Genomic DNA, 11,594 nt, shown 5'->3' on the forward strand with positions numbered 1-11,594 from the left:
TCATTATACTAATGATTTAATCTTGTTTAATTTACCCAAAACAGAATTATCAATTAAGTATTCATCTACCTTAATTTTGACACCACCAATTAAAGATGGATCAATTATATTTTCCAAAGTGATATTCGATTTTAAATCTAATGATAATTTTTGTTCTAATTTTTTAATTTCAATTTCAGTTAATGGTTTTACAGAATATATATGCCCATACTTAATATTTAATTTTTCATTAGATAATTCAACAAAACGATGAAAAATAATATCTATATATTTAACAACATGTTTTTTTGTTGCTAATTTTATTGTATTAACAATATAAGGATGATATGAGCCGAATGCATCATCAATTAACTTATATTTTTTTTCTTCTTTTATATCAAATGAGTTTAATATTTTTAAATACTCTTTATTTTGTTTTAAAACTTTAATAATAGTCGCTGATTCGTTTGTTATTTCGATTAATTTGTTTGATGATTTTGCTAAATCAAATAAAGCAAAAGATCAATTATTTATAATCTCATTTAATTCAGTCATAAATTATTTATCAATAACTTCATTAATCATTTTAATATTGTCACTATCTTTGATTTCACGAGAGATAATTTTTTTTGCTATCTCAACTGCGTTTTCCATGATAATTTTCTTTTGTTCAATATTAAATTCTGCTCTTTTTTTATTAATCAAAATTTCAGCCTGTTCTAACATCATCTCAGCTTTTTTCTTAGCTGTTGCTGAACCACTGTTTACAATTCTTTCGCTCTCAGCTTTAGCATTATTTATAATAGTTCTTGCTTGATTGGTTGCTTCAATAATTTTTTTATCATGTTCTTCTTGAACTTTTAAAGCATCATCTTTTGCTTTAATTGAAGCATCAATATTTTCTTGAATAAGTTCTTGACGCTTTTTTACCATTTTCTTAACTGGTTTATAAACTAAAAATGTAATAATAACAGTAACAAGCATTAAAACTATTAAAGAAAATACAAATAATGGTCAGTTAAAAGTTAATCCAGAAAAGGTTTTTTCAAGCTCTTCTGAAACACTTCCACTTCCTTCATAAATCTTATTTAAGATTGAATCAGGGTTATACATAATTTTTATTATATAAAGATTAATAATAAAGCAATAACTAAACAATAAATAGATGCTGTTTCAACAATAGCTAAACCTAAAATTAATAATGTACGTACTTTAGATAAAGCTTCAGGATTTCTCCCTACTGCTTCACAGGCCTTAGCAACAGCAATACCTTGTCCTAAAGAAACAACTCCGGCACCACAAATTGCAAGACCTGCTCCTAACATTGTTAAACCATAAGCAATAGGATAATTTTGTGCATCTTTTTCACCTGCTTTTGTGGCATCAAAGGTTTGAATTATTTCATTAATTTTATTTAATTTATCAATCATTTTTTTCTCCTTGTAATTTGTATAAAATAAAGTAATTAGCTTTAGACTTTAATATTTTGAATTTCTTTTGTCTCTTCTATGTTTTGTTTATTCTTAATAATTTTTCTTTTTCAATCGCGGATTTTTTTCTTATGCTTTTCTTTAACATCTACCTCAGCAGCTTGGGACCAATAAGAAATTGTTAGAACAACAAAAACAAATGCTTGTATTGCTCCACCAAATAGATCAAAGTATAAATTAAATGCGGGTAATACTAAAATTCCAAATGGATTGAAGGTTACTGCTTCTGATGTGGCTGGAACTCCAATTATTTTTGCTCAAATATTATTTAAAAATATCGAAGCAAGAGAAACTAAAACAACTCCACCGATTATGTTTCCATAGATACGGAAAGTCATTGAAATTATTGGAGAGTAATTAGATGCAAACTCTAATGGATTTAATAATTTAATTATGTATTTTATTTTATTGTATGCAATCCCAACTCCGGCAGTTCCTAATCAAGAAACAACAGTTGCTGCTAAGACAGCTGACAATGATGATCCTATAGGTGCTAAACCGATAATTGATAAAATATTTCCAAAAAATATAAATACAAATAAAGAAATTAAATATGGGTTAGCTTTTTCAAATTTTGTTTCATGCGTTTCACTTATAAAATTATCTCCACCGATTATTGCAGTTTCAACTAATACAACCGCTGCTGAAGGTGCTTTGTTTGCTTTTTGTTTTTTTACTGCAATATAAATCAATATTGATAAAACAAAAGTAATAAATACTAAACTAATTAATGAAAAAATTTGATTGCTATTAATTTCTGATGAACCAAATCAATTAACTTTTAATAGTTTATCCATTGTTCTCCTTTCTTTTATTTTTTATAAATAAAACAACTGCTCAAGCTATAGAATAAATAGACATTAATAAATATGGAAATGTCATAGCAATTGTATTAAACGGAAAAAAAGCTACATTATATAATTCATTATTAGAATTAACATGTACATTTATCCAAATAAATAAGCTAAAAATACATCCATTAAAAATAATCAATAGTAAAAAAACTAAAATAGCAATAAACTTTTTAATCTTATATTGCTTTTTATCTTGGGTTTCTAAACTATTTTTTACTAATTTTAAAACGATTTTTAACGATATTAAGAATAATAAAAAACTAACTATACCAACTAAATGTCCTAATAGCAATGAATAATCAAAAAATGATACTGAAGCTAAAATAAGAAATAAAGAAATATTTAATGTGGTATAAGTTATTCAAAAATTTTTTACATTTATTTTATTCATGCTCAAATGGTTATAAAAAATAACCTAAATAAATTATATTACTTTTTATTTATATAAAAAGTTATAAATATTAAGAAATTTAAAATTAAATTTTATTAAAAATAAAAGCCACTTTTATAATGTCCTTTATTTTGTTGTATTAAAAAGTTTATCTCTATTTTTATATACATAAGAATAATCATTTATCTTAAAAACCTTATCCTCAAATGCAATATCGTTGTAATTAAATATTAAAAAATAATAAAATTCATTATCCAACTTATTTTTGCTTAGTTTATGAAATTGTTTTTTTCAATTTTTAATTTTAATTTTAAACATCACATCATAAGTTTTATATACACTAGTAATAAAAGTCATTTTTAAATGATTTAATTCAAATTTTTTTAGTAATTCATCATTATTTGATTCAATATTTTTAAATAAAATTCCATCTAAAGAATCATTTTCTTTTTTTCATTGTTTAAATTCATTTTTAATTTTAATTTCTTTAATTATTAAAATTAAATTGCACAGAAGAACAGCCAAACTTAGCACAAATACTAAAATAATTAAAATAAAAAAGATAATAAGCTCTTTGAAAAATACTCCATCTATTTTTGGTATATATGGTGCATTAATTGAAATAAAAATTATTGATAAAATACAAAATATTATGGAAATAATTAAAAAACTTATTTCACAAATATAGATCTGGTTATTTTTTTTATAAAAAGTTTTAAAAAAATGATGAATTTATATTTAGCTTATTTGTTAAAAAAATCTGTGAAGTTCCTTTTTTTATAAAAATATTCTTAATTTTCCTTGAAAATACAAAAGCTAAAAGGGTATAAAAAAATACAATAAAAAATATACTAATAATAAGAAATATAATTGAAAAGTTTTTAAGTAAGTTTAAATTCATCATTTAAAATTTCCTTTAAAAAATATATAAAATATTTTTCATCATAATCTATGTTGTTGATTTTTATCCCTTTGTAATTTAAAAGCAAAAAATAAGTTAATTCATCTTTATCTAATGTATTATTTTTTAAAAAACGTTTTTTAGAATCTGAAAATTTCTTAGAATAAAAATGCATTTCACTATCTTTAAAAATCGGTATCCTTATTTCCATTTTTTCATTCAAGATCGTATATTTAAAATGTTCAAAATTTTCAGGTTTTTCAATATTTAGAGAAGAATTTAAAGGTAATAAATTATTTTTTTCTTCTCAATCTTTTACATCTTTCTTTATACTGTTTGTTTTTACTATATTTTTAGATATCAATCATAATGGTTCGATTAAAAATAAATAAAAAGGAAGAATAAATAAAAACGAATTAGAGCTAAATTCCTTTGGAAAAAAAAAATATAAAACTAGAAATGTTATTAGTGACGAAATAAATAAAAAAGTATATAACTATTCATTTTAATTAAAAATATTAAAAAAATTATAGTACTTAATTATCTAAATCACCGTAAAAAAACATCTTCTATTTTTTAGCACTTTGATGTTAAGAGTGCTAAAAAAATGATATAATAATATTAGTTTTTAATTAGAATTAATTTTATAAATAGGAGAAACATATGCACGCATCTTGAACACCTTATGAAGAAAAAGATGAAAAAGATCCACTTTTAAAATACGGAAGAAATTTAACCGAGCTTGCGCTTGAAGGAAAATTAGAACCAGTTATTAATAGAGATGACGAAATCAGATCGTTGGTAAGAATTTTATCTCGTAAAACTAAGAATAATCCAGTTTTAGTTGGGGAACCTGGCGTTGGAAAAACTGCAATTGTTGAAGGTCTTGCAAGAAAAATTATTGAAAATCAAGTGCCTGAAAATTTAAGAAATAAAAAAGTTTATGAATTAAACATAGCTTCAATTGTGGCTGGAACATCGTTCCGTGGGCAATTTGAAGAAAGAGTTCAATCTATATTAAAGAGTATTCAAAAAGCAAATGGGGAAATTATTTTATTTATTGATGAAATACATATGATTGTAGGCGCCGGAAATACTAGTGAAGGAAGTATGGATATAAGCAACATGCTTAAACCAATGATGGCAAGGGGCCAACTTCATCTAATTGGAGCTACAACGTTAGAAGAATATCGTAAGCATATTGAAAAAGATTCAGCATTAGAAAGAAGAATGCAAAAAATATTCATAAATGAACCAACAATCGAAGACACAATAACAATTCTTAGAGGAATTAAAGAAAGATACGAATCATTTCACGAAGTTAAAATAAAAGATGAAGCTTTAATAGCTGCAGCTAATTTATCAGCTAGATATATTTCTGATCGATTTTTACCTGATAAAGCTATCGATTTAATTGATGAGGCTGCTGCTAATATAAAAACTGAAATGAAATATATTCCAGAACAAATTGAAAAATTGAATAATGAAATTGTTAAATTAGAAATTGAAAAAGTTGCAATCGAAAAATCGATTACCCAAAAAAAAGATGATGAACGAATTAATCAAATAACAACTAATTTAGATAACTTAAAAGAAAAACATAAAGTATTAACCGATCAATGAAATAAGGAAAAAGATCTTATTGCTAAATTATCATCATTTAAAGATAAAATTGAAGAATTAAAAAGACATCTACCAATCTTACAATCTGAAGGCAAGTTTGTAGAAGCTTCTAAAATAATGTATGTTCTTTTACCTCAACTTGAAGATTCTAAAAAAGAAACTGAAGAAAAATTAAATTCCTTAGAAAATAGATTAATAAAAGAAACTATTGACGAAGAAGAAATTGCAAACGTTGTAAGCAAATGAAGTAAAGTGCCTGTGAATAAACTATTAGAAACACAAAAAAATAAGTTACTAAATTTAGCAACAAACTTAGCAAAAAGAGTAAGAGGACAAGATGAAGCAATAAAATTAGTTTCTGAAGCAATAAAAAGATCAAAAGCAAAAATAAATGATCCAAATAGACCTATAGGTTCATTCTTATTTCTTGGGCCAACAGGAGTTGGAAAAACCGAGCTTGCAAAGGCATTGGCCTATAATTTATTCGATGATGAAAATCACATAATTAGATTAGATATGTCTGAATATATGGAAAAACATTCAGTATCTAAATTAATAGGCACTCCTCCAGGATACATTGGATATGATGATAATAGCGGACAACTTACTGAAAAAATTAGACAAAATCCATATTCGATTATTTTATTTGATGAAATAGAAAAAGCACATAGCGATGTATTAAATATACTACTTCAAATATTAGATGATGGGATCTTAACAGATAATAAAGGTAGAAAAATTAACTTTAAAAATACAATAATAATAATGACCTCAAATGTCGGTAGTGAACAAATAATGAAACAAATGCCAACTAAAGAAGAATTACTATCTATATTATTAAAAAAATTCAAACCTGAATTTATCAACAGAATTGACGAAGTTGTTCCATTTAATCAACTTGATTTAAAAATTGTGCAAGAAATTGTAAAACTAGAGCTAGAAAAATTAAACAAGCGTATCTTTGAAAATATTAATGCTAGATTATCTTATGACAAAGAAATCTTAAAATTCATAGCAAAAAAATCATACAATGTTGCTTTTGGTGCAAGAGTAATTAAAAGATTTATTCAAAATAATATAGAAAATAAAATTGCGGACTTAATATTAAATAATGAAATTAAAGAAAATTCAATTATCGAATTAGGAACTAGTGAAGACAATTTAAAATTTGAAATATTCTAAATTAAAAAAACAAGGCTTTATACCTTGTTTTTTTATATGGTACATCCTGTGGGGCTCGAACCCACGACCCAGGGATTAAGAGTCCCTTGCTCTACCGACTGAGCTAAGGATGCTTATTTAAAAGCAGTATAATTATAAACTAGTTTTTGTTTTTTAAATACCAAAAATAAAAAAACATATATATTTAAAATAACAAACAAACCAATTAACATATTAAATTTTAGTGCTCTAATAGATAATTTGAACAAAAGAGCTTTTTAAAAACTTTTTAAATTTGTATTTTATTACCATATAAAATTTATTATTGTTGCTAAAAAATACTATACATTATCGACGTTAGACATATAACTTATTAAGAGATAAACATCTTAAAATATTAACGTTAAAATTGGTATAATTTAAACTAATTTAATCACAAGGAGGGTATTATGTTGGATGTTTGTGGAATAAGTAAAATTTTTCCTGATAAAAAATTATTTTCAAATATAAATTTAAAGTTTTTACCAGGTAATGTATATGGGATTATTGGAGCTAATGGTGTTGGAAAATCAACATTTTTAAAAATACTAAGCGGCGAAGTTGAAGCTAGTGAAGGTCAAATAGTAAAAGATAAAAATGCTAGAATGAGCGTTTTAAGTCAAAACCAAGATGAATTTAATGACTTTAATGTGACTGATGTTGTTATCATGGGTAACAAGGAATTATATGAGATCAATATTGAAAAGAATAAAATCTATGAAAACCCTGAAGCAACAATGGAAGACTATGAAAAAGCAAGTCATCTAGAACAAATATATGGAGAAATGGGTGGATGAAACGCAGAAAACGATGCCCAAACATTATTGTCTAATTTAGGTCTTGAACCAGAAAAATGAAACATGAAAATGTCTGAATTAAAGGCAAATGAAAAAGTTAAGGTTTTACTTGCAAAAGCACTATTTGGAAACCCTGATATATTAATAATGGATGAGCCAACTAATAGATTAGACCTAAAAACTATTAAATGACTTGAAAACTTTTTAATGGACTATTCAAATATTGTTATTGTTGTTAGCCATGATAGTGATTTTTTAGATGCAATTTGTACTCATATAATTGATATTGATTATTCAGAAGCGAAACTATTTGTTGGTAATTATTCATTTTGAAAACAATCAAGTCAATTGCTAATTGAAATGCAACAAAAAACTAATTTAAGAAAAGAAGAACAAGCTCAAAAACTACGTGAATTTATTGCAAGATTCTCAGCTAATGCCTCGAAATCAAAACAAGCAACTAGCCGTAAGAAATTGCTAGAAAAAATTGTTATAGATGAATTAAAGCCATCATCAAGAAAATATCCTTATATTAAATTCGAACTAAACAGATTACCTGGAAAACAAATTTTGAATGTTCAAAATTTAACATACAAAAATGAAGCAGGAGATGTATTATTTGAAAATGTGTCATTTTCATTAAAACCAGGTGATAAAATGGTAATCGTTGGAAATGATGATATCGCAAAAACAAGATTACTTGAAATATTGATGGGAAAAAGAAAAGCAACATCTGGAACTGTCGAATGAGGAATTACCATTTTCCCTAACTATTTTCCTTCGAATAATCAAGAATTCTTCCAAGAATCAGAAACAATTATTGATTGATTAAGTAAATGACCATTAAACAACACTACACAAGAAACTAAAGATAATAGTGATGCTAGAATGAGAGCTTTTTTAGGCAGAATGCTTTTTTCAAATGATAGTGTATTCAAAAATGTTCAAGTAACTAGCGGTGGTGAAAAGGTACGTTTAATGATGTCTAAATTAATGTTAGAGGAAAGCAACTTTTTAGTATTCGACCAACCACTAGACCATTTAGATTCAGAATCAATTGATAGCTTAATTGAAGGTATTAAATCATATAAGAGCTCATGTATTTTTACAACTTATAATAGAGCTATGATAAAAGAATGTGCTAATGTAATTTTAGAAATTAAACCTAAATCTAGTTTTCTATTTTATGGAAATTTAGATGAATACGAAGAAGCTATGGGATACTAAAAAAATACCTAGAATTTAGGGGATGATCCAAAAATTCTAGGTATTTTTAATTACTTCAATCAATCTCAATATAATCAAATTTTTTTTCTTTTGATTTTCTTTCTAAAACCTTGAAAGTTATTTTATCATCTAATGTGTATTTGGTATTTTTTCTTAAAAGATGACCAACTTTATTTTCCAATCAAACTGACAAAGTTTGATTTTTTTCTTTTTCATCTAATTCATAATCCAAATAATCTTCGAGCTCAAGCTGTTTTCATAAAGTTTTCATTAGAACTGTACCCTTGGCTTCTGAACGTTCTAAACTAATCTCATAAATTTGTTCATCATTATCATATTCATCGTATATTTCGCCAACAACTTCTTCTAAAATATCTTCTATTGTAATAATACCAATAGCCTTATCATCATTATTACTTTCTGTAACAAATGCCATTTGTGCTCTTGATTGACGCATTTTTTCTAATGCAACAGATAATATAGAATTAGCAGATACCCTTGGAACCGTTTTAATATAGTTCATAATATTTCCTCTTTGTAAGAAGAAAATATCCTTAAGCAATAATATACCAATTAATTCACCGTCTTTTTCAACCGGGATTCTTGAATAGTTGGTTTCTTTAAACATAGATAATGCTTCTTGCATTGTTGCTTTAGAACTAATAAAATCAACGTTTTTTAATTTAACATAATGTTGTGATACCTTTGTTGAATCAAGGTCTAAAACATTTTGAGCCATAGCAGATTCTTTTATTTCCAATACACCTTCATCTTGTGCAATATTTAAAAGATTTTTTACATCTTCCTCAGTATTTGTAATATAAATTTTTTTACCAATTTTTGAAATTGGATATGTAATTGGAATAAAAATTCAATATAACATTTCTATAAATCAATAAAATGATCTAACAGTTTGCTCGGGTCTATGTTTAGCAATTAACTTAGGTATTATTTCAGCAAACAAAACAATTATTGGTGTCATTACAATTGTTGAAATAATTGATGCAAGTCCTACTTTTGAAGCTCCAAAAGCTTGAGTTAATAAATAAGCTAACAATGTTGAAGAAGCGATGTTTACTAAATTATTGGCGATTAAAATTGTTCCTAATGTTCTGTTAAAAAAGTTATGTTGTTTTTCAATTATTTTATAACCTTTTACCTTTTTTTCAACCATAGTTTCAATCTTAATTCTTGATAAAGATGTATATGCTGTTTCGGTAGCAGAAAATATACCTGATGAAACAAGTAAGAGGATTAATGATAATATTAATAATATGTACTGTCAAGTATTGAGGTGAATATCCATTTAAAATTTCTCCATTTAAAAATTAATAATTTAAATTAAATACAATAATATAAATATTAACAAAAAAAATTATTTTAATAGCTTATTTCTTTATAATGTTATATTATGTTTAAATTTGAAGATGTAAAACTAGTTCAATTACCTGAAAAAATATTAAGAGAAAAATCTCAAGATGTAGAAGTTCCTTTATCAGAAGAAAATATAAATCTAATTGAAAAAATGATTTTTCACGTTTCAGATAGTCAAAAACCTAATACTAAATTTAGACCTGCTGTAGGGGTTGCTGCTATTCAATATGGGATACCTAAGAATATTTTTTATATTTTAATTGTCGATCAAAATAACAATGTTATTTTTAATGATGCTTTAATAAATCCAAAATTAATTGGTCATTCAAGCCACAAAATTTCACTTTCTGAAGGCGAAGGATGCTTAAGCGTTTCAGAAGAATGACCAAAACAGGCAGGTTATGTACCAAGATATTCAAGAGTAATTATGGATGCATATTCTTACTTTGAAAAAAAATGAAAAAGATATGAAGTAAACGGATATACTGCAATTGTTTTTCAACACGAATATGATCATTTACAAGGTAATTTATTTATTGATAGAATTAATCAAAAAAATCCATGAGAAAAAGATAAAGATTTGGAAGTTTTATAATTAAAAATACACCGCTATATTTCCTGGCGGTGCATTTTTTTATTTTAATTTATCAAATAATAATGGAACTTCAAATTGTATTTCATCTTTGCTGAAGTTAGGCTTTATATAAATTCCATATTGAGTTTTATATTTTCCTAGTTTCTCAGTATGAGTTGATAAGGTTATTACTCTTGCTTTAAAACTTAGAATACTGTTGGTTTTTCAACTATCATCATCTGTATCAAAGTTTTTAATTTCAATTGGTGAGGTGAAGATAATTGGGGAATAAAAGTTATTTGTTTCAGTAATAAAGTTAGAAACTATTTGCATGTTTTCTAAATTATCATTTATTTTGAATTGTTCATTAAATAATCAAGAAATATCTATTAAGCTTTTAAAATCTTGTTCATTCTGTCTTATAAGGTTATTTATTTTTTCGATGTATTTTTTAAATTCATCTTTATATTTATTAATTTTTTCTTTTGAAAAATTATCATTAATATTTATGGGTAAGAAAAGTTTATAAAGAATTTTTTTCTTTAAATCATTTAAAAAATCATCATTGAATTCGTTTTCTTTTGAAATAACATTATTTTTATCGTATTTAATAGTTTTTTTAGAAGTTAATAAAGGAAAGTTTCTAACAACAAATTCAATAGGGGCATTTCCTTCTTCTCTAAAAACTAAATCAATAAATAATGTATTTTGTGATACTGAGTCAATTACAAAATTTTCGTACTGCACTGATCAGTTTTTATTTTGATTTTTATTGACAAAAGTTGCATATTTAGAAAAAATTAGTTCATAATTTTGCTTACTATCGTTATTTACAATTGTATTAATTAAATCTTCAGGAGTAGAATTAATTGTTTGATTTTCATTAATTTTTATTTCGATAAGATTGTTTGATGATTTTAAATTTGTAAATGAATGTTTATTAATTTTTGGATATCAATAAATCAAGGCCTTTGATGGTTTTGATAATTGAATCGCAACGGTCGCAGATAATACCGACACTAATGCAACTGAAGAAATTGATCAAAATAGTATTTTTCTTGTTCTTTTGGATTTTACTACGGCTTTTGCATGTCTTTTATGTTTTAATTGATCTTCAGGACTAACATCTTTATCAATCGAGTCAACTCAATCTATCTCTAAATCATTTTTTTTCTTTTTCATAA

The 11,594-nt window shown here is 25.0% G+C and carries 12 protein-coding genes and 1 tRNA gene; 3 read left to right on the plus strand and 10 right to left on the minus strand.

Annotation, left to right across the window (positions count from 1 at the left end):
* Positions 1–3: 3 nt before the first annotated feature.
* The 7 genes from V2E26_RS01630 to V2E26_RS01660 all read right to left on the minus strand — a co-directional run bounded on the left by V2E26_RS01630 (position 4) and on the right by V2E26_RS01660 (position 3,979).
* A complete protein-coding gene (locus V2E26_RS01630) occupies positions 4–534 on the minus strand; it encodes a F0F1 ATP synthase subunit delta (protein ID WP_330463129.1) in 531 nt (176 codons plus the stop codon).
* Between the two features lie 3 nt (positions 535–537).
* A complete protein-coding gene (locus V2E26_RS01635) occupies positions 538–1,092 on the minus strand; it encodes an ATP synthase F0 subunit B (RefSeq protein WP_330463130.1) in 555 nt (184 codons plus the stop codon).
* Positions 1,093–1,100: 8 nt separating this feature from the next.
* Positions 1,101–1,409, minus strand: coding sequence for an ATP synthase F0 subunit C (gene atpE / locus V2E26_RS01640; RefSeq protein WP_330463131.1), 309 nt, complete (start codon positions 1,407–1,409; stop codon positions 1,101–1,103).
* Between the two features lie 41 nt (positions 1,410–1,450).
* Positions 1,451–2,266 carry a F0F1 ATP synthase subunit A gene (locus V2E26_RS01645; RefSeq protein WP_330463132.1) on the minus strand — a complete coding sequence of 272 codons (816 nt, stop codon included), beginning with the start codon at positions 2,264–2,266 and terminating at the stop codon, positions 1,451–1,453.
* On the minus strand, positions 2,259–2,714 hold the full coding sequence (locus V2E26_RS01650; RefSeq protein WP_330463133.1) for a hypothetical protein: 456 nt from the start codon (positions 2,712–2,714) through the stop codon (positions 2,259–2,261). Before V2E26_RS01650 ends, V2E26_RS01645 begins: the two co-directional genes overlap by 8 nt.
* 126 nt (positions 2,715–2,840) lie before the next feature.
* The gene (locus V2E26_RS01655; RefSeq protein ID WP_330463134.1) at positions 2,841–3,248 is read right to left on the minus strand and encodes an MAG0920 family protein; all 408 of its coding nucleotides are present in this window, start codon (positions 3,246–3,248) and stop codon (positions 2,841–2,843) included.
* A gap of 347 nt (positions 3,249–3,595) precedes the next feature.
* Positions 3,596–3,979: a hypothetical protein gene (locus V2E26_RS01660; RefSeq protein WP_330463135.1), complete on the minus strand. Its 384-nt coding sequence runs from the start codon at positions 3,977–3,979 to the stop codon at positions 3,596–3,598.
* A gap of 299 nt (positions 3,980–4,278) precedes the next feature.
* Between V2E26_RS01660 and V2E26_RS01665 the strand changes: the two genes are divergently transcribed.
* Positions 4,279–6,420, plus strand: coding sequence for an ATP-dependent Clp protease ATP-binding subunit (locus V2E26_RS01665; protein WP_330463136.1), 2,142 nt, complete (start codon positions 4,279–4,281; stop codon positions 6,418–6,420).
* A 37-nt stretch (positions 6,421–6,457) separates the two neighbouring features.
* Here V2E26_RS01665 and V2E26_RS01670 read toward each other — a convergent pair.
* Positions 6,458–6,533: transfer RNA gene (locus V2E26_RS01670), tRNA-Lys, on the minus strand.
* Between the two features lie 315 nt (positions 6,534–6,848).
* Between V2E26_RS01670 and V2E26_RS01675 the strand changes: the two genes are divergently transcribed.
* Positions 6,849–8,462 carry an ABC-F family ATP-binding cassette domain-containing protein gene (locus tag V2E26_RS01675; protein WP_330463137.1) on the plus strand — a complete coding sequence of 538 codons (1,614 nt, stop codon included), beginning with the start codon at positions 6,849–6,851 and terminating at the stop codon, positions 8,460–8,462.
* A gap of 46 nt (positions 8,463–8,508) precedes the next feature.
* On the opposite strand, the gene V2E26_RS01680 is transcribed toward V2E26_RS01675, so the two are convergent.
* Entirely contained in the window at positions 8,509–9,768 is a 1,260-nt protein-coding gene (locus tag V2E26_RS01680; RefSeq protein WP_330463138.1) for a hemolysin family protein, read from the minus strand.
* A gap of 105 nt (positions 9,769–9,873) precedes the next feature.
* Between V2E26_RS01680 and def the strand changes: the two genes are divergently transcribed.
* A complete protein-coding gene (def, locus tag V2E26_RS01685) occupies positions 9,874–10,431 on the plus strand; it encodes a peptide deformylase (RefSeq protein WP_330463139.1) in 558 nt (185 codons plus the stop codon).
* 39 nt (positions 10,432–10,470) lie between these two features.
* Here the strand turns inward: def and V2E26_RS01690 are convergent, their stop codons facing one another.
* On the minus strand, positions 10,471–11,592 hold the full coding sequence (locus tag V2E26_RS01690; protein WP_330463140.1) for a hypothetical protein: 1,122 nt from the start codon (positions 11,590–11,592) through the stop codon (positions 10,471–10,473).
* Between the last annotated feature and the right edge of the window lie 2 nt (positions 11,593–11,594).

The sequence above is a fragment of the Metamycoplasma gateae genome (assembly GCF_036352135.1).
GTDB lineage: Bacteria > Bacillota_I > Bacilli_A > Mycoplasmatales > Metamycoplasmataceae > Metamycoplasma > Metamycoplasma gateae.